The sequence below is a fragment of the Methylosinus sp. KRF6 genome, assembly GCF_018887255.1.
In the GTDB taxonomy this organism is placed as follows: Bacteria; Pseudomonadota; Alphaproteobacteria; order Rhizobiales; family Beijerinckiaceae; genus Methylosinus; species Methylosinus sporium.
The window spans coordinates 1-16,941 of the sequence record NZ_JAHLJF010000012.1 but is presented as its reverse complement, the minus strand read 5'-3'; the positions used below and the strand labels follow the sequence as shown (position 1 = coordinate 16,941).

Here is a 16,941-nt window from a genome sequence, read left to right as displayed (position 1 = left end):
CCCGCGATTCTCATCCTGATTGACGCTGGACTCTCACCTTGATTGTCGCGCGGCATCCAATGTCCAAATGGGATCGACGCCCGGCAACGCTCCCCGCGCGGCGACCGGCCGAAGCGCCGTGCCATGTTCGTCGAGATGCTGGCTTCATCGATAAAGACGAGCTTTTCCGGGTCGAGATCGAGTTCGCCCTCGAACCATTCCTCTCGGGCCTCGGCGACGTCCTCCCTGTCCTGCTCGGCGGCGTGGCCGGTCTTCTTCTTGCGCGTGATCCCATGGCGCGCGAGGAACCGCCACACGGTCCCATAGCCGACGGCGAGGCCGTGGCTCTCCCTGATCTTGTCGCGCAGCTCCATGACCGTCATGTCGGGCTAGTCCTTTATCTGCGCGAGGATGAAATCGGCGTGCGCCTCGATGCGCTGCGAGCGGCGGTCGCCGCCCATCTTGCCTGGCGCCACTTCGCCGGTGATCTCGACGCGCTTGGCCCAGCGCACGGCGGTCGCCGGACCGATATCGAACCGGGCGGCAGCCTGTCGGCGCGACATCCCACCCCGGATCGCCTTCATCACCTTCTCGCGAAGATCCATCGACAGCGTCATGATCCCCTCCCAACCGCTCGCGCCGCTCAATGCCGATCAGCGCTCCGCTTGAGATATGGGAATCCGTCCCGCTTTATTGAATCGCCATGCTCGGATAACGCTCTACGATCCACGACGATTGGGCGGCAAAGAATTCCAGCACCTGCGCTCGCCGCAACTTCGTGCGGAAAGCAACGGCGCCCGAGGCATCCGCGCCACGAGCTCGAAAAACATTCTTCGCCAGTTCCGACCCGATAGTGATAACGTTTGTCATTGACGACTCCCTCGAGTGAGATTCAATACCTCCACTCTGGCGCATCGAGGCCGTCGGGAGCGCCCACACCATCACAGCTCCGACAGTGATTACCCGACGTCCAGACATGATATTGCCGCTCGCGATCCGTCAGGACGAATCATCTCCGTATGCGTCTTTTTTCGGCTCTGCAATGTGCAGATACCGACGTAGAGTTCGCGTCGAGACGCCGAGTTCGGCGCAAATGTCGCGGGAATGCATCCCTCTGTCTCGCGCGGCTTGAAGAGCCCAAGCAATTTGCAAGGAAGTAAGCGATTGCGGGCGTCCGAGCTTCCGGCCGCGCGCGCGCGCGGCGGACAATCCGGCCCGCGTTCTCTCGCTGATGATCGAACGTTCGAACTCGGCGAGCGCGGCCATCATGTGGAACATCAGTCGGCCGCCAGAGGAGTTGGTGTTGATGTTCTCAGTGAGCGAATGAAAGTTGATCCCGCGCTTGCCGAGCTGATCCATCAGCGCAACGAGACCGGATAATGACCGGCCCAAGCGGTCCAAACGCCAGACGACGAGCGTGTCTCCTGGCGCGAGGGACTGCAACGCGGCATCGAGGCCGGCCCGGTCGAAGCTGAGGCCGGATCGCCCTTGATCCGTGTGGATCATGTTGCATCCCATAGCCTCCAACGCTCTGAGTTGTAAATCGAGCTTCTGCTCGTCAGTCGATACGCGCGCATAACCTATCATCATTTTTTTTCTACGTCCTCCCGCGCCGGAAGAACGCCGCCGCAGAGTGGAAAAAGCCTCCAATAAGGCCTTTTCTCATTTTGACGACGACGACGCCCTTGACATAAACGGTCCTTTCCTTCCGGCTTTGAAAACTCGCGGGTCGGTTCTAAATACCGTTGTGAATCCGATGCTTTACAGATCGGATATCACGGACTTTCCTTTGTCTTCATTCTGGCCGTAAACGACCGTTTATGTCAGATAAACAGAGCGTCGACGATGCGCTGGGTCGCGACGGTTGCCACCAGAACGCGAATTACGTGCTTCCTCGAGAGTTTTTGCACGCAGCGGAGGAAGGTGCTTCCGACAGGCCGGGGCCGCGAAAAAGCCGTTCCGACTCATATGACCCGGAAGGGGACGGGGGCGGCGCAGCCATAGTCGGCATGGCGATGGCCGCGCTTTCGGGTGCGATCATTGGTTTCCTGGCGGCCGGAAATGCGACCTTCGCCATAGTCGTGGTCATGACCGCGATCGTTAGCGCCTACGCAGGCTGGCAAGTCGGGGTGCTGCGATGACGTTACGCATTCCCGGCTCCAAACCGCCGCCGCCGTTCGGAAGACGCACGCGCGAGGGCGCGGATCCGGCCAAAGCGCCCGGGCGGGACGACGACCAATCATTGTCGCGGCCGGCGGCGCCTTATCGCCGTGTTCGGCTGCGCACCCTCGGCGTTGATCTAAGCCTGTTCTACGAAGCGACGTTCGACGAGCTCGCGCCGCAATTCCTCGTTCGTCACGACGAGGGCGGCCCATTCCTCTCGGTCGGCGACCCCATCGGGCTTTTGATCCAGACCGAGCGCGATGCGACAATGCGCGAAGTGCAGCTTCGACGCGTCGCTGCGCAAGAACGCGCGGATAGTGCGGAGCCTCTCCTTCTGATGGTAGGAAGAACGCCCGATAACGATCGGCGCACGTGCAGAAGCGACGTTCTCCCGCTTCGAACCGATGATGTCGCCGTTGACATGCTCGTCGGCAATTCGCTTGAGGCGGTCGAGCGCCGCCTCGTTTTGCGTACCCTGCGCAGATTCAAGGGCGACTTCCGCCGGACCGCCTTAGCGCTCGGAGTCTCGAACGAAGAATTTTGTCGCAAGCTATCCGCCATTCTCGTTCCCGCGCCCAGCGACCCGTTCGCGATCTGAGCAAGGCGCTTTCGCAAACGAAGTCCAGCGTCGCCTCCTGCAGCCGAGGTGGAGGTGTTCGGCTCGTTTACCGGGAAACGTTCGACGACCAAAAGTCAGAGGGCCGTGCCCCTTCGAGGCACGCGAAGCAGCGATGATCGCTACGATCGGACAGGACTTTTCGAAATCAGGTCGGCGCAATTGTCACGGAGCGTGTGAATGAATGATGTGGGATCTGCCTCTCGCTCGAAAGTCGCAGTACACAGTTGTCGTGAGGATTTGGCGCCCCCAGTAGTAATGATCGTCGAGGATGACGCAGAAATGCGTTGGCTCCTGCGCAATATTTTCGGCGACGCACGCATTGCAACAATCGAGGCCTGCGACGGTAGGGAAGCGTTCGAGCTCGTGCAGCGGCGCCGGCCGGACATCGTGCTTCTCGATCTTCGGCTTCCGGGGGATGATGGCGTGGAAGTGCTGCAACGGCTGCGGTGCTATGACATGGCGCTGCCGGTGATCGTGATGACAGCCTATGGAACCATCGCCAGCGCCATGGACGCGCTTCGTTCAGGCGCCTTTGATTATTTGACCAAGCCATTTTGTAACGATCATCTGCTCGACACGGTTCTTCGAGCCATTTCGCAAACTAAACGCCGCGCGCCTCTTGGTGGTTCGGATTTTCGTCGAGGCATTATGGAGACGATGGGCGAAAGTGCCGCGATCCAGAAACTCGTCGATCAATTGGAAATCGTGGTCGGGACCGATTATTCAGTTCTGCTCCTCGGCGAAACGGGAACCGGCAAGGAAGTTCTGGCTCGGACTCTGCATGCGAGCGGGCGACGCAAGGAGGCGCCGCTCGTCATTGTCGATTGCGGCGCTCTGGTGGAATCGCTGACTGATGTCGAGCTGTTCGGAGCCGAAAAGGGCGCCTACACAGGGGCCCACGAACGGCGTCGTGGCCGATTCGAAATAGCGGGGAAAGGCGGGACATTGTTCCTCGACGAGATCGGGAACTTTTCCCTCATCGGCCAACAGGCGCTGCTGCGGGTTCTGGAAGAACGGGCGATCTACAGGGTCGGCGGCAATGTCCCGATTCCGGTAGATGCGCGAATCATCGCCGCCACCAATGAAAATCTTTATGCGCAGGTCGAGGATCGACGCTTCCGCTCTGATCTCTACTTCCGTCTTGCCGAATATGTCATCGAGTTGCCGCCGCTGCGAAGCCGCATGGAGGACATCGCACTCCTCGCCCGCCGTTTCCTCATGCAAGCATCAAAGGAGTTGGAACGCGATCCCATCGATATCGCGCCAGATGCGATCGCTCTTTTGGAGCGCCACGATTGGCCTGGCAACGTAAGGGAGCTGCGGAATGTCGTGCGACGGGCCACGCTCACCGCCACGTCATTTCTCGGCGCCGAGCATGTCGAAGCCAGCCTTCGGAGCAGCCGCTCCTATCGACCGACGGCAATAGTGAGCGCGCGGCGGACCACGGGTAAGTCGCTGCGGCGCATAGTCGCCGATCAGGTTCGTGAGACCGAGCGGCTGGCGCTTCTCGACGCGCTCGATCAGGCAGGTGGCAACAAGGCGCAAGCCGCGCGCCTTCTAGGCATGGATTACAAGACCTATCGCACAAAGCTGAAACAGCTGGGATCGGCGGGGCCAGCGCCGGACTCGAGGACGGAGCCCGGACATGCTTCGCATTGAGGCGCAGACTGATGGGAGGGGAGCGTGTGACCCTGCGGGAAGCAGCTTCTATCTCTATGCCTTCGTGGACACGGAGAGGAAGCTGGAGTCGTTTTCGTCAAATCCGAATGCGGAGGCGAGCGCCGATTTTCGTCTATTTCGAGCGGGAACGGTCGCCGCGCTGGCGGCGCCGACGCCCACCGCGGATTTCATCGGCGCCGTCGGTGAACGCAACCTCGACGACCCGGCCTGGGTGGCGGCGCGCTGCCGTCGACACGAGGCCGTGCTCGAGCTCGCGATGCGGGATGGAGCCGTGTTTCCGGTCGGCTTCGGCACGTTATTCTCTTCGGCCGAGGTCCTGCTCGATTTCGTTGGCCGTCACGAGCGACAGATTGCCGGCTTTCTACGTGAGACCGCGGACCACGAAGAGTGGGAGGTGAGCGCGTTCGCAACCCTCGACGCGCATGATCTTCTCGAAAGGACGGCGGCAAGCGAGTGGCCGGATTTTCTCTCACTGTCGGCGGGAGCGCGTTATCTCCGCCTTTGTCGCGAGCGGACGGCGCTCATCGCCTCGGCGAAGCGACTGGCCTGCCGTGCGGCAGTCTCGCTTCTCTCCGAGCTCCAGCATGAGCTCCGACCATCAAACGCCGTGCTCAGGCCGCCTCGCCCGCGATTGCGAGTTACAGGGAACGAAATAAATGGAGAACAGGTCGGCAGCCTTGTCCTTCTGATTCGTTCCGAACAGGCGGCGGCGCTCCGTACGACGCTCGGTTCGTTAAACCCGGCCCGCGTCAAGGTGGGCTCGCCGCTCCGGCTCGCCGTTTCGGGGCCTTGGCCTCCTTATAGCTTTCGGCCGACTCTCGATTGAGAAGGGTGATTGTCCTCGACCCCGAGAGAGAATCGCGGCCGTCATCGGTTGTCTATCGCTGGATACGGCGACAGTCGGATCCGAGCCGGCGTTCCGACCGGAGCATTCCATGAATTTCACGACGCCGGACTATGAGAGCTTTTTTCACGCAGTGAACGCGTCGATCCCATCGTCGATTTTTATTTTCGACGAGAAGCTCCGCGTGGTCATGGCCAATCAAAACTTCCTCGAGAAATCCTGCCGTGGCGTAGAGCAGACATTGGGCAGGCATCTCCACGACGTGTTGCCCGTCGCCTTTCGCGATACGCCGCTCGAGCAGCAGCTTCGGAATGTCATCAGCGATGGCGCAACGCTTCGTAGGCAACGCATGACATATCGGGCGCCTGGTGTCTCGACGCGCATCTACTCCTATAATATTTGTCCATTGCGGCTGCGTCGAGATTTCGCCGCAGCGATCCTGGTGATGGATGACGTCACCGACCTCCTCCGGCTTTCCGACCAGGTCAGAGAGATGCAGATGCATCTCGCGAGCGTCGTCGAAAGTGCGGCCGATCTGATCATTTCCACCAATCCCGAAGGCAGAATCCTGACTTGGAACGCCGCGTCCGAACAGGCCACAGGCTTTTCGTCGAACGACATGTACGGTCGCCCGCTCGCAAATCTGATCGAGGCGCCGAAGAACACCGACGTCGAGATCTGGTTTCACGAGATCGGGCAGAGCGAACGGCGGCGCTCTGCTGAATGGCCCATGATGTGTAAGAACGGCGAGAGCATCCCGGTCTCGTGGAATCTCTCGCTGATGACCGACATCAACGGAAAAGTCACCGGCGCCGTCGTGGTCGGTCGCAACCTTCTCAAGCAACGGGAGCTCGAAGCGCAAGTGCAGCAGGCCGAGAAGCTCGCGGCGCTGGGCCGAGTCATCGGGGGCATAGCGCATGAAATCCGCAACCCGCTCGGGGTGAGCTCGGGCGCGGCGCAGCTCCTCAAGCAGCGGATCGCCTCGCCGGCCCTACTCGACGATTGCGTCGACAAAATCATCAGCGGCATCAGGCGGGCGTCGCTCATCGTCGACAGCCTTCTGCGTTTTGCCCGGCCGAGCCGTATCCGCGAGACCGAATCGGTGGACATGACGCAGGTGCTGAAGAATGCGGTGATGTTCGCATCGGGCGAAGCTTCCGTTGGCACTTCAATCCACTGGGACGTGCGCGGCCCTGAGGAATCGCTTCACGCCCAAGGAGTCCAAAGTCTTCTCGAGCTTGTCATGATCAATCTCGTGAGCAACGCTTTCCAGGTCATGCCGAAGGGCGGAGAGCTTTCCATCCTGTTGACTGCGGAGAATGAAAACGTCCTGATCGAGATCGGGGACACGGGCGCGGGAATTTCCGAAGAGCATATCTCCCGGATATTCGATCCTTTCTTCACGACCTGGAAGGACAGCAGGCGTTTGGGGCTCGGCCTTTCCTTGTCACATTCGATCGTGATTCAACATGGCGGCAGCATCAATGTGCGGCAAGGGTCGCCGCTCGGTAGCATTTTCTCGGTTCGTCTCGCGCAGGCGCTCCCGCCAGCCGCTACAGCGCTTTCCGCTCAGACGATGTGATCGCGATGACGAACACGCTGTCGGAGCTTCCCATTCTGATCATAGACGACGACTCGGACATGTGCTGGGTGCTTCGACGCATAATCGAAGCATGCGGGCACAGGACGGTGGTCGCTCATAGCGGACGTGAATCGTTGGCGCTGTACGGTGAGGGCAATCGGTTCGCCATCGCTTTCGTCGATCTGCGACTACCGGACATCGAAGGCATGCAATTGGCGAAAATGATCGCGGAGCTTCAGCCGCGGATCGAGATCACCGCGATTTCCGGCTATTTCTCGGAAGACGATCCAAAAATCGTCGACGCCATTCGAAGCGGCGTTATCAGTCGCTTTCTAGCCAAGCCCTTCGATATCGAATCCGCCATGGCCGGGATCGCAAATTCGGATAGAGGCGAGAACGCCTGCCAACGCGGCGGCGCTGAAAGCGAGGTGGGGACTAACGCCCGTAACGGGCGGTAATGCCCGCCCGCCTGAAGCGGCCCCATGACGATGGCGACCATAGCATCGTTGAAATTACACGATGTTTTGCGCAGGTGCCGATGGCATGACCTTTGCCATTCATAGACGGCCCACGTGAGGAGAAGTCTCTCGCGGGCAATCGAAACACAACGCCATCGAAGGAGTTCAGCATGGCCCGTGTACAGAAAACCACCGATTCCTCCAGCCTCGCGGAAGTGGTCGATCGCATCCTCGATAAGGGAATTGTGATCGACGCGTGGGTGAAGGTCTCTCTGGTCGGCATCGAGCTCATCACCGTCGAGGCCCGCGTTGTGGTGGCGTCGGTCGAGACGTACCTGAAGTATGCCGAAGCCGTCGGCCTCACCGCTTCCGCTGCGACCCCGGCGTAACGCGGAACTCGCCACGCGAGCCTGCCGGGAGAACGCCTCGGAGACCGACGGTCCGAGAGCGCGCACCTCCCGGCGGAGCTCTCTTCGCTCAACGTTTTTCAATTCAGAAGGGTCCCGCCATGCCGAGTCTCTACGAAGATTTTTCTCGTCTCGCCGATGAGATCGTCACTCTCCGCCAACGCTTCGCGACCGCCTCCCAGGAACGGCGAGCAAATCTTGAGGAGCGACGCGCCACAGTCAGATCGCAACTCCGGGAGCACGAGCGGACTCTCACGGCGCTTTCTCGTGTGAGGCAGGACGCTGCGGCAACCGATCGCCGTGGCCTGCGCCAGGAGGTCGACCGGCTACTCGCCGACGGACGGCGCACGGTGGCGGCGAATGGGCAGGCGCGTCAAAGTGCGGCGAACGCTCAGCGGGCGAGCGCCTGTGCTTTCCTGAATGACCTCACTGGCCAGGTCGCTTTGCTGCGCGCCAATTTCGCTGAGGCCAGAACGATCCGCACCGCCGAGCGCCAAGCGATCTTCCGATCCGTGCGAGACCATCTCGGCGCCGCGTCGGCCGATCGCCTCAGGGCGCGGGCTGCCTGGCGCGCGCGACTCTCGGGAGCCCCAGCGACGTCGCCGGCGCAGACTGTCGCCGCAAGCTCTCCCGAACCCGTTCCGGTGCCCGTCCATGCCGTCGACGTAGCGGTTCCCGCGTTCGCATCGGAGAGTGCCAATTGGGAGTCTGGCCAAAGGGATCATTCAAATCGCTCGGGTCGACGGCGCGCGTCATCCGTCTCCGAAACCGACAGCGCGGAGATTTCGGAATGAGCGCGACGGAGCGACTCGAAGAAACGCTCGCCGAGTTTTCCGATGCGGCGGAAAATTCGGCGATCATCCTGCGACCGAGCGACGAATTCGTCGCCTCGCGCACGCTCGATGAGATCACGAACCGCGCGCTCACTTATCTCAACGCGGGATATTCGGTGCATTTCTCGGGACCGGCCGGGACCGGGAAGACCACGCTCGCCTTTCATGTCGCCGCGCTGCTCGGGCGACCGACCACGCTTCTGCACGGAGATCACGAATTCGGAAGCTCCGATCTGGTCGGGCGCGAGAGCGGCTATCGAAAGTCGCGAGTGATCGACAATTTCATCTCTTCGGTCGTCAAGCTCGAAGAGCGGGGCCATGCGCTCTGGGTCGACAACCGAATCACCACCGCCTGCCGCCATGGCCACACGATCATCTATGACGAGTTCAATCGCAGCCGTCCGGAGGCCAATAATCCATTTTTGTCGATCCTGTCGGAGGGCGTGCTGAATGCGCCGCAGCTCCATGGACGAGGCGAGGGCTATGTCAGCGTGCATCCCGACTTTCGGGCAATCTTCACCTCAAACCCAGCCGAATACGCCGGCGTGCATCGCGCTCAGGACGCATTGCTCGACCGCATGGTGACGATCAGCCTCGGCCATTACGACAGGGAGGCCGAGATAGCGATCACCGCGTCCAAGTCGGGCATAGATTTCGCCGAGGCGGAGCGCATCGTCGATATCGTCGCTCTATGCCGACGCGAGGGCAGCGATCCAAGTCATCCTACGATCCGCGCCTGCGTCGCCATCGGGCGCGTTCTATCGCTGAGATGCGCCAAGGCGGACCCGGACGACAAGGATTTTCTCTGGGCCTGTCGAGACATGCTCGCCGGCGTCGCGCCGAATGGTCTCCGCGTCGAGGCGGGGGAAGGACGCTACGATTTTATCGACAGTCTGGTGCGGCGAAGCTGTGGCTCGGCGCGGCGGGCACGCGGCGCGCGAACGACGACCAAGACGGGAGACGCGGCATGAACCGTATCCGCCGCGTCATGCCGCCACGCGGACTGGCTCAGATTCCGACGCGTCGCGGCGGCGAGCGAGAATCCGTTCCCGCCCATAAGGCTTATTTGCGCATTAGCTTCCTCGAGCTCGAACGCGCCCGTCACGCCCAGGAGATCCGTACGGGGCGGGCGCGCATCGCGGCTCTTCTCGCGCGCAGCAATGAAATCGAGGCGGAAAAGGCGCAGATACTGAACATGGTGCGCGCTCTGCTTCCAGCAGACCCGTCCGACCGGATCGGCCGCGGAGCGGAGCCGGGCCGGCCCCGCGGAGGACGTTTCCGCTACGCCTATTGAATCGAAGGAGCGGGCATTCGCCATGGCAAAGAAACCGGAAGCAAGGTCGGAGGCCGTTCTGAGCGAAGGCGCGGAACATCGCCGCGTCGAAAATGGCTTGCGCGCGGTCGGAGCCGCCGCGCGCGCCTTCCTCACGGACGAGCTGCAGGCCCGAGAGATCAAGATCACGCGCATCGCTCCGCCCGCCGGCGAAGAGGGGGTCTGGACAGTCGAGGCCGATGTCTTGACCCCTGACCTCGCCGTCAAGGCGCTGGGCATTCCGGTCAGCCAGGAGGTTTTGAAGCGCGAGCGGTGGAGCCTGGACATGGACTCGCAATTGGCCGTGATCGCCTTCGAGCTCGACGAATAGCGGGAAAGAAAATCAGATGTCGATGTTCGTCTATGGCATCCTCGGCGCGGCCGAGCCGGAATTCGAGCCGCTCGGCGGCATCGGAGGGCGGCCGGTCACATCGATCTCACACGATGGAATCTGCGCCATCGTCAGCGATCATCCGGGCGGCGCCGTCCGGCCCGAGCGGAAACATATTCTGGCCCAGCAGCAGGTTCTCTCCGCTCTCTACCGGCGATACGACATGCTGCCCATGGCCTTCGGCACGCTCACCCCGTCGCGCGAGGCCCTGGCCGAATTTCTCGGCAGCCGCCACGCGGATATCGCGGCGATGCTCGAACGGGTTCGCGGCTGTGTCGAGTTCGGATTGCAGGTCAAGCTCGACGGCCCCGATCCGATCACCTATCTGGTCACGCGCTCGCAGGAGCTGAAGGCGGCGCGCGACCGCGCCTTCGGCCGCCGCCGCGCGCCCACGCAACAAGAGCAGATTCGCCTCGGTCAGCTTGTCGAATCCGTGTTCACGCAGTTTCGCGGGACGGTGGCGGAAAAGGTGAGCGAAGGCGTCGCTCCGGCCGCCGTCGAGGTGCAACTTTTGCCGCCCCGCAGCCAGACGGAAATCGCCAATTTCGCCGTGCTGGCTCGGCGCACCGAGGTGGACTCGCTCGCCGCCGCGATCGAGGCGGTCGCCGCCGATTTCGGCGACGAATTCGTCTTCGGCCTGAACGGCCCATGGCCGCCGCATAATTTCGTCTCGCTCGATATTTCGGCCGGGCTCGAGGAGGTATGAGCGATGTTCCTGATCGACGATCTTCTGATGGCGCCCGCGCGCGGCATGATGTTCGTGCTCCGCGAGATCGCCAAGGCGGCCGAGGCCGAACGCGAGGCGGAGGAGCGACAGCTCCTTGCCGAGCTGACCACGCTGCATCATCGGCTGGAGAATCGGGAACTGGGAGAGGAAGCCTTCGAGCGGCAGGAGAACGCGCTGTTGGAGCGGCTCGACCGTCTACGCGGCAAGCAGCAAGAAGTCGGAGGGGAGGATGACGGGGGTGCAGCCTAGAGCCTATCCCACGGCGGCGCCGAACGAGGAGCTCGGGCGGGACTTCGAGGCGTCCCGGCCTGGAAGGGAGACGCTGGTGTCCCTGGCCGAGGCGCTCGATCGGCTGCTCGAATGCGGCGTCGTCGTCGACGGCAATGCGACGATCGGCGTGGCCGGAGTCGAGCTAATTCACCTCGATCTGCGATTGCTGCTTGCCTCGTTCGACACCGCTTTCCCAGAGGGGCCGCCCGCGCGGAGCGGATCGCCTCGACGCCCGGTCCCGCGTGACGGCGCTCCCTTGTCTTCGGCGATCGATGTTCGGCCCCGCCTCACGTCGAAGCGAGCGCCGCAGGCGCGCCTTGAAGCGGTCGACGGACCGAAAGACGTGCGGCAAGAAGAGCTGCCGAAAGGATTGCTGCGACTGGTGCTGACCCTGGTCGGCCTGCTGCATGAGCTGTTGGAGAAGCAGGCTCTGCGCCGCGTCGAAAAGGGAGCGCTGAGCGACGCGGAGATCGACGCGCTCGGCCGCGGGCTTCTGGCGCAGGCCCAGGAGATCGAGACGCTCCGTCGGCTGTTCGGACTCGAGGGAGAAGATCTCGCGCTCCGTTTGGGAGCGGGCGCTTTCGAGCCCGCCGCAACAGAAGAAAGAGGCGTGACATGACATCCATTTCCGATTCCCGCGCCGGCCTCACCCATGCGGTCGAGAGCACTAATCTCGCCGATCTGCTCGAGCGAATACTCGACAAGGGAATCGTCGTCGCGGGCGACATCAAGGTGAAGCTCGTCGAGGTCGAGCTTCTCACCGTCGAGCTGCGGCTGGTCATCTGCTCGGTCGATCGCGCGCGCGAACTCGGACTCGATTGGTGGAACGCAGATTCGAGAAAGAATGGCGACTTCCCGCTTAATGACCTCGAAAGCCGCCTGCGCCGGCTCGAGGCCGGCGTCCCCGCAGAAAAGGAGACGACACCTCCATGACGAGCGAGAATGACAAGGGCGCGAGCGGCCTCTCCCGGATCGCGCGTCGGCTAGCCGATCTCATCGACGCGCTCGGAGAAATCGAGCAGAGCGGCAAGCTCCCTCGCCGAGGCCGCCAGGAAAAGAACGGCGTCGTGGTCGAATATTCACTCGGCCGCCGCTCGCTGCGGCCCGATGCGGACGAGGAGCCCGTAGCGGATGCGAGCGCGCGAGGGTCCTGTCGTGCCGAGACAGCTCGCCCGCGGCAGCCGGATCTTGTCGAGCCCGCCACCGATATTTTCGACGAGGACGACGAAATCATCGTGCTGTTCGATCTGCCCGGCGTTCACGGCGACTATTCCTGCATCCTCGACGGCGACATTCTGGCGCTGGACGCGAAGAGCGGCTCCAGACATTTCCGCAAGGAGATTCTCGTCCAGGGCGAGCTCGCGGACGAAACGCCGCGGCTGAATTTTCGCAACGGCATTTTGGAGGCGCGGCTGAGAAAACGACCGCAGCCGCAACCATCCTGATGTGCGAGACCGACATGCCACGCCTCATTCAAATCCCAATCTTGCACAGCAGCGTCGACATGGGGTCGCAAGGCGCCGCCTATAGGGCCGCCTTCATCGCGCAATATGGCGCGCAAAAATGGGAGGAGCGCGTTCGCGATTACGATGCGATCTGGCGAGCCATCGAAGACGCGATCGACGCTCTGACGCTCGATATGAGACAAGTGAAGCTCTATCAGGACAGCTTGCCTCTGTGCGGACGCGAGGCCGATCTCGTGCATACTCTGGCCGCTCTCGGAAGCCGCAATCATGCGCTGCTCGAGCGCTTGACGAGCGCCGGCGCGACGCTCGTCGGCTCCGAGTCGGCGGAGCTGTTGCTGGAGGAGTACCGCCTGCTCGGCGCGGGCGGCGGCGAGCAGGCCGACTCATTGCTGGATCGGCGCGATCGCTTCATCGCCGCGCGCATCGCAGAGACGCTCGGCCCGACGCAAATCGGCTTGCTGTTTATCGGTGCGCTGCACGATCCCGGAAAATATCTGCCGCCGGACATTATTTCGGAGCCGCTCGTCATCCACGCGCCGCCGACCTTTTTCTCCTCGAAGGAGCCCCCCCGATGATCGACGTTTCGGCGGACGCGCCGCTTTCACTCACCGTCGCCGAGGCGAGGCGCGAGGATGTCGGCCGCGGCGTCGTGCGGCTTGATCCAGAGGCTCTGGCGACGCTCGGCGCCGCGCCCGGCGACATTCTCCTGCTCGAGGGAAGGACCCGGACGACCGCCAAGGCGATGCCCACATACAAATCGCATCGCGGCCAGAAGATCATTCAGCTCGACGGTGTCGTGCGGATCAACGCCGGCGCCAAGCTGCACAGCAAGATCGGCGTATCGGCGGCGCCGCGCCGGGAGGCCGTCCGCGTGGCGATGACGCCGCTCGAGCCCGGCCGGATCAGCGAGGAAGAACTCGATTTCATCGCGCGACGGCTCGATGGTCTGCCCGTGCTGCGCGGCGATCTGGTGCGGGCGGCGCTGTTCTCGGCTGGGCATCGCGATTTTCGCGTCACGAGGACCGAGCCGGAGGGGCCGGTGATCGTTCATCCCGACACCCTTCTCGTCATCGACAAGGAGATCGGGCGGGAAAAAAGGGCGGAGAACGCCAGAAACGAAGTGGAGGGAGTCGTCACCTATGACGATCTCGGCGGCATGGAGCGCGAGCTCGAGAAAGTCCGGGAGATGATCGAGCTGCCGCTCACTCACCCAGAAGTTTTCGACCGGCTCGGCATCCGTCCGCCCAAGGGCGTGCTCCTGCATGGCGCGCCGGGCTGCGGCAAGACCTTGCTGGCGCGCGCCATCGCGCATGAGACAAACGCCGCCTTCATCTATGTGAGCGGTCCCGAGATCATCCAAAAATTCTACGGCGAGAGCGAAGCGCGGCTGCGCAAGATATTCGACGATGCGAAAACGCGCGCGCCGTGCATCGTTTTCTTCGACGAGATCGACGCGATCGCGCCCAAGCGCGAGAAAGTCGAGGGCGAGGTCGAAAAGCGCGTGGTGGCGCAGCTTCTGGCGCTGATGGACGGGCTCGAGAGCCGGGGCGAGGTCATTGTCATGGCGGCGACCAACCGCCCCGACAGCCTCGATCCGGCGCTGCGTCGTCCCGGCCGCTTCGACCGCGAAATCACCATCGCGGCGCCGTCCAGGCGGGGGCGGCGGGAGATTCTCGAAATTCATTCGCGTGGAATGCCTCTCGCCGCCGATGTCGATCTCGATCGCCTGGCCGAGGCCGCGCATGGGTTCACCGGGGCCGATCTCGCGGCGCTCTGCCGCGAAGCGGCGATGGCCGCGCTCCGACGCAATCTGCCGATCCTCGCGCCCGACAAGGGGCCTGTTCCTTACGACGCTTTGCTGGCGATGGAGGTCACGATGGAGGATTGTTCGGCCGCGCTGTCGGAGGTGGAGCCGTCCGGGCTACGTGAGTTCACGATCGACGTCCCCAATGTCGGCTGGGAGGAGGTCGGAGGGCTCGACACCGTCAAATCGGCTCTGCTCGAGGCGATAAGCTGGCCGCTATCGCAACCCGATCTCTTCGAGAAAATCGGGCTCCAGGCGCCGCGCGGCATCTTGCTCTATGGACCGCCCGGCAATGGCAAGACATTGGTCGTCAAGGCGCTCGCCACGCAGGGCAATCTCAATTTCATCAGCGTCAAAGGGCCGGAACTGCTCTCCAAATATGTCGGCGAATCCGAACGGGCGGTGCGCGATCTCTTCGCCCGCGCCCGCCAGTCGGCGCCCTGCCTCGTCTTTCTCGACGAAGTCGACGCGCTGGCGTCGAGCCGAGGGTCGGACGATCGATCGCCGGTGACGGATCGGGTCACGAGCCAACTCCTTACGGAACTCGACGGTATCGAGGCGCGGAAGGACGTATGGGTGATCGCCGCCACCAATCGTTCCGACATGCTGGACGAGGCGCTGCTGCGCCCTGGCCGGCTCGACTATCATATCGAAGTGCCGAGACCCGACGCGACGGCGCGAAACGCTATATTGGACGTGCTTCTTCGGAGAAGGCCCGTCGATTCGGCGGTCGATGTCGAGGATCTTGCTCGGCGCACGGAAGGCATGTCCGCGGCCGAGCTGCGCTTTTTTTGTGATCGCGCCACGATGAATGCGCTCCGCCGCATTTTTCCGTCGACATCCAACGCCGGGCGAGCATCCGTCGCCAATATTCAGCTCCAGCAGGAAGACTTCGAGCATGCTCTCGCCAATCCGGTCCGTCGCGCGTCGATCGGGGCGTCGCCTTGATCGCGGTGACGCCGCGATCGCCCCGCCCTTCGTGAGGATGGAGTCTTTTGACGTCCCTACCGTCCAATTCGCTAGACGGCGGCGGAGCGCGCTCGTCGCTCGCCCAACCATGCGGGAGTGCTGAACGAACGCCCCCAAACCCTCGATCGACTTGATGTTCCCAAAAAGCGCGCAGTGGTTCTGGGAAACATGTTCTAGAGCATTTTCATGGTCTGTGGCGATATCCTGAGTTGTCGAGGTAATTTTCGCACTCGTGAGGTTTGAATTTGGTGAGCGCGTCGGCGATGGCGTCGATCAGCGCTTCGAGGGTTCGCGCAGCGGCTTTTCGGAGCAGCGACTTGAGTTTGGCGAAGAACTGTTCGATGGGATTGAGATCGGGGCTGTAGGGCGGCAAATAGCACAGCCTCGCCCCGGCCCTTTCGATCGCCGCTTTGACGCCGGCGACCTTGTGGCTCGACAGATTGTCCATGACGACGATGTCGCCTTCACGCAATGTCGGCGCGAGGAATTGCTCCACCCACGCGCGAAATGTTTCGCCGTTCATCGGTCCGTCGAACACGCAAGGCGCCGTGATTTGATCATGGCGCAACGCGCCGACGAAAGTCGTCGTCTTCCAATGACCGAACGGAACATAAGACACGAGCCGCTCGCCGCGTGGACAGCGGCCGTAAAGACGCGTCATTTTGGTCGATGCGCCGGTTTCGTCGATGAACACAAGGCGCTCCGGGTTCAAATCGGCCTGGAGCGCAAGCCAGTCCTGACGCGCCTGTGCGACGTCGGCGCGCTGTTGCTCTGCGGCGTGTTGCGACTTTTTTTGAGCGTCAGCCCAAGCCGGCGCAACTGCTTCCACAGGCAGCCGACGCTGACCTTGGTCGCATGTTGGGCCAGGAACCAGCTTTGCAGTTCGACGAGTGTGATGTCGGGCTCCTCAGCCACCCGCTCCCGCAAGGCCGCGTCGAAAGGCGCGAGCTTTTGCGCCGGGCCGCGACCGGAGGCGCGCGCGGTCGTCTCGCCGGTGGCGCGACGGCGACCGAGAGCCTTGTAAATATAAGAAACACTGACATGGAACACCGCCGCCGACGCATAAGCGCCAAGGCCGCCATCCACTGCCGCAATCACACGCTCACGCAGGTCAGGCGAATAAGGCGCACCCATGGAAGCCTCCGCGTCGATTCGATATACGCAGAGAATCACAGCTCCACGTCGCGGAGAACCCCAATCGATTCCATCAATCGTGAAAATGCTCTAACGACGGCATGTGCAGCACATCCCAACGTCTCGAACGAATAGTGTATAGCCATGCCGTTTTGCCCACAATTCGATGAATATGATCACGTAAACCATCATGTATAAGTATATTTCAATAATATGATATTTGTCGGCCTCGCGGAGGTTGAAGGCGGGGTTGCGGTGCAATTTTTGCCGATAGCTATGCGATGGGGTCCGGCAGTTCGTTAG

21 protein-coding genes and 1 pseudogene are annotated in these 16,941 nt (G+C 62.4%); 18 read left to right on the top strand and 4 right to left on the bottom strand.

All coding sequences use genetic code 11. From position 1 onward, the window contains the following. From KP010_RS21520 to KP010_RS21510, 3 genes and pseudogenes are all read right to left on the bottom strand, one after another. A pseudogene (locus tag KP010_RS21520) lies at positions 1–596 on the bottom strand (IS630 family transposase); the annotation flags it as partial. Between the two features lie 73 nt (positions 597–669). After that, on the bottom strand, positions 670–849 hold the full coding sequence (locus tag KP010_RS21515) for a hypothetical protein (RefSeq protein WP_371824252.1): 180 nt from the start codon (positions 847–849) through the stop codon (positions 670–672). A gap of 129 nt (positions 850–978) precedes the next feature. Continuing rightward, positions 979–1,569, bottom strand: a complete 591-nt coding sequence (locus KP010_RS21510) for a recombinase family protein (RefSeq protein ID WP_216281710.1) — start codon at positions 1,567–1,569, stop codon at positions 979–981. Between the two features lie 230 nt (positions 1,570–1,799). Here KP010_RS21510 and KP010_RS21505 point away from each other — a divergent pair, with 230 nt between their 5' ends. The 18 genes from KP010_RS21505 to KP010_RS21420 all read left to right on the top strand — a co-directional run bounded on the left by KP010_RS21505 (position 1,800) and on the right by KP010_RS21420 (position 15,483). Beyond that, positions 1,800–2,120, top strand: coding sequence for a hypothetical protein (locus KP010_RS21505; protein WP_216281708.1), 321 nt, complete (start codon positions 1,800–1,802; stop codon positions 2,118–2,120). Positions 2,121–2,221: 101 nt separating this feature from the next. After that, positions 2,222–2,740 (top strand): hypothetical protein, encoded by a 519-nt coding sequence (locus tag KP010_RS21500; protein ID WP_216281706.1) that lies wholly within the window; start codon positions 2,222–2,224, stop codon positions 2,738–2,740. 276 nt (positions 2,741–3,016) lie between these two features. Further along, positions 3,017–4,420, top strand: coding sequence for a sigma-54 dependent transcriptional regulator (locus KP010_RS21495; protein ID WP_216281704.1), 1,404 nt, complete (start codon positions 3,017–3,019; stop codon positions 4,418–4,420). Beyond that, positions 4,407–5,267, top strand: a complete 861-nt coding sequence (locus tag KP010_RS21490; protein ID WP_216281702.1) for a GvpL/GvpF family gas vesicle protein — start codon at positions 4,407–4,409, stop codon at positions 5,265–5,267. Before KP010_RS21495 ends, KP010_RS21490 begins: the two co-directional genes overlap by 14 nt. A 109-nt stretch (positions 5,268–5,376) precedes the next feature. Then, complete coding sequence (locus tag KP010_RS21485; RefSeq protein ID WP_216281700.1) at positions 5,377–6,867, top strand: PAS domain-containing protein; 1,491 nt, start codon at positions 5,377–5,379, stop codon at positions 6,865–6,867. A gap of 5 nt (positions 6,868–6,872) precedes the next feature. Then, a complete protein-coding gene (locus KP010_RS21480; protein WP_216281691.1) occupies positions 6,873–7,325 on the top strand; it encodes a response regulator in 453 nt (150 codons plus the stop codon). 170 nt (positions 7,326–7,495) lie between these two features. Further along, positions 7,496–7,714 (top strand): gas vesicle structural protein GvpA, encoded by a 219-nt coding sequence (gene gvpA, locus KP010_RS21475; protein ID WP_142864691.1) that lies wholly within the window; start codon positions 7,496–7,498, stop codon positions 7,712–7,714. A gap of 119 nt (positions 7,715–7,833) precedes the next feature. After that, complete coding sequence (locus tag KP010_RS21470; protein ID WP_216281690.1) at positions 7,834–8,526, top strand: hypothetical protein; 693 nt, start codon at positions 7,834–7,836, stop codon at positions 8,524–8,526. Then, positions 8,523–9,536, top strand: a complete 1,014-nt coding sequence (gvpN, locus tag KP010_RS21465; RefSeq protein WP_216281687.1) for a gas vesicle protein GvpN — start codon at positions 8,523–8,525, stop codon at positions 9,534–9,536. The genes KP010_RS21470 and gvpN overlap by 4 nt, the downstream gene beginning before the upstream one ends. After that, a complete protein-coding gene (locus KP010_RS21460) occupies positions 9,533–9,859 on the top strand; it encodes a hypothetical protein (protein WP_216281685.1) in 327 nt (108 codons plus the stop codon). The genes gvpN and KP010_RS21460 overlap by 4 nt, the downstream gene beginning before the upstream one ends. Positions 9,860–9,881: 22 nt before the next feature. Continuing rightward, positions 9,882–10,208: a hypothetical protein gene (locus KP010_RS21455; RefSeq protein ID WP_216281683.1), complete on the top strand. Its 327-nt coding sequence runs from the start codon at positions 9,882–9,884 to the stop codon at positions 10,206–10,208. Between the two features lie 16 nt (positions 10,209–10,224). Further along, positions 10,225–10,974 carry a GvpL/GvpF family gas vesicle protein gene (locus KP010_RS21450; RefSeq protein ID WP_216281681.1) on the top strand — a complete coding sequence of 250 codons (750 nt, stop codon included), beginning with the start codon at positions 10,225–10,227 and terminating at the stop codon, positions 10,972–10,974. Between the two features lie 3 nt (positions 10,975–10,977). Further along, positions 10,978–11,244: a gas vesicle protein GvpG gene (locus tag KP010_RS21445; protein ID WP_216281679.1), complete on the top strand. Its 267-nt coding sequence runs from the start codon at positions 10,978–10,980 to the stop codon at positions 11,242–11,244. After that, on the top strand, positions 11,234–11,884 hold the full coding sequence (gene gvpJ, locus KP010_RS21440) for a gas vesicle protein GvpJ (RefSeq protein WP_216281677.1): 651 nt from the start codon (positions 11,234–11,236) through the stop codon (positions 11,882–11,884). Before KP010_RS21445 ends, gvpJ begins: the two co-directional genes overlap by 11 nt. Next, complete coding sequence (locus tag KP010_RS21435) at positions 11,881–12,198, top strand: gas vesicle protein (protein ID WP_216281675.1); 318 nt, start codon at positions 11,881–11,883, stop codon at positions 12,196–12,198. Before gvpJ ends, KP010_RS21435 begins: the two co-directional genes overlap by 4 nt. Continuing rightward, positions 12,195–12,710 carry a gas vesicle protein GvpH gene (gvpH, locus tag KP010_RS21430; RefSeq protein ID WP_216281672.1) on the top strand — a complete coding sequence of 172 codons (516 nt, stop codon included), beginning with the start codon at positions 12,195–12,197 and terminating at the stop codon, positions 12,708–12,710. The genes KP010_RS21435 and gvpH overlap by 4 nt, the downstream gene beginning before the upstream one ends. A gap of 14 nt (positions 12,711–12,724) precedes the next feature. Continuing rightward, positions 12,725–13,306 carry a hypothetical protein gene (locus KP010_RS21425; RefSeq protein ID WP_216281670.1) on the top strand — a complete coding sequence of 194 codons (582 nt, stop codon included), beginning with the start codon at positions 12,725–12,727 and terminating at the stop codon, positions 13,304–13,306. After that, positions 13,303–15,483 carry a CDC48 family AAA ATPase gene (locus KP010_RS21420; RefSeq protein WP_216281668.1) on the top strand — a complete coding sequence of 727 codons (2,181 nt, stop codon included), beginning with the start codon at positions 13,303–13,305 and terminating at the stop codon, positions 15,481–15,483. Before KP010_RS21425 ends, KP010_RS21420 begins: the two co-directional genes overlap by 4 nt. A gap of 205 nt (positions 15,484–15,688) precedes the next feature. Here KP010_RS21420 and KP010_RS21415 read toward each other — a convergent pair. Continuing rightward, positions 15,689–16,638, bottom strand: a protein-coding gene (locus tag KP010_RS21415) for an IS630 family transposase (protein WP_371824251.1) whose coding sequence is annotated in 2 segments (ribosomal slippage) — positions 15,689–16,302 and positions 16,302–16,638 — 951 coding nt in all. Because the reading frame shifts where the segments join, the coding sequence is not laid out codon by codon here. Positions 16,639–16,941: the final 303 nt, after the last annotated feature.

Bases quoted from the DNA above. Each gene is read 5' to 3' on its own strand.
- KP010_RS21515 (WP_371824252.1), bottom strand. From the start codon at position 849: ATGACAAACGTTATCACTATCGGGTCGGAACTGGCGAAGAATGTTTTT.
- KP010_RS21510 (WP_216281710.1), bottom strand. From the start codon at position 1,569: ATGATGATAGGTTATGCGCGCGTATCGACTGACGAGCAGAAGCTCGAT.
- KP010_RS21505 (WP_216281708.1), top strand. From the start codon at position 1,800: ATGTCAGATAAACAGAGCGTCGACGATGCGCTGGGTCGCGACGGTTGC.
- KP010_RS21495 (WP_216281704.1), top strand. From the start codon at position 3,017: ATGATCGTCGAGGATGACGCAGAAATGCGTTGGCTCCTGCGCAATATT.
- KP010_RS21490 (WP_216281702.1), top strand. From the start codon at position 4,407: ATGCTTCGCATTGAGGCGCAGACTGATGGGAGGGGAGCGTGTGACCCT.
- KP010_RS21485 (WP_216281700.1), top strand. From the start codon at position 5,377: ATGAATTTCACGACGCCGGACTATGAGAGCTTTTTTCACGCAGTGAAC.
- KP010_RS21480 (WP_216281691.1), top strand. From the start codon at position 6,873: ATGACGAACACGCTGTCGGAGCTTCCCATTCTGATCATAGACGACGAC.
- gvpA (WP_142864691.1), top strand. From the start codon at position 7,496: ATGGCCCGTGTACAGAAAACCACCGATTCCTCCAGCCTCGCGGAAGTG.
- KP010_RS21470 (WP_216281690.1), top strand. From the start codon at position 7,834: ATGCCGAGTCTCTACGAAGATTTTTCTCGTCTCGCCGATGAGATCGTC.
- gvpN (WP_216281687.1), top strand. From the start codon at position 8,523: ATGAGCGCGACGGAGCGACTCGAAGAAACGCTCGCCGAGTTTTCCGAT.
- KP010_RS21460 (WP_216281685.1), top strand. From the start codon at position 9,533: ATGAACCGTATCCGCCGCGTCATGCCGCCACGCGGACTGGCTCAGATT.
- KP010_RS21455 (WP_216281683.1), top strand. From the start codon at position 9,882: ATGGCAAAGAAACCGGAAGCAAGGTCGGAGGCCGTTCTGAGCGAAGGC.
- KP010_RS21450 (WP_216281681.1), top strand. From the start codon at position 10,225: ATGTCGATGTTCGTCTATGGCATCCTCGGCGCGGCCGAGCCGGAATTC.
- KP010_RS21445 (WP_216281679.1), top strand. From the start codon at position 10,978: ATGTTCCTGATCGACGATCTTCTGATGGCGCCCGCGCGCGGCATGATG.
- KP010_RS21435 (WP_216281675.1), top strand. From the start codon at position 11,881: ATGACATCCATTTCCGATTCCCGCGCCGGCCTCACCCATGCGGTCGAG.
- gvpH (WP_216281672.1), top strand. From the start codon at position 12,195: ATGACGAGCGAGAATGACAAGGGCGCGAGCGGCCTCTCCCGGATCGCG.
- KP010_RS21425 (WP_216281670.1), top strand. From the start codon at position 12,725: ATGCCACGCCTCATTCAAATCCCAATCTTGCACAGCAGCGTCGACATG.
- KP010_RS21420 (WP_216281668.1), top strand. From the start codon at position 13,303: ATGATCGACGTTTCGGCGGACGCGCCGCTTTCACTCACCGTCGCCGAG.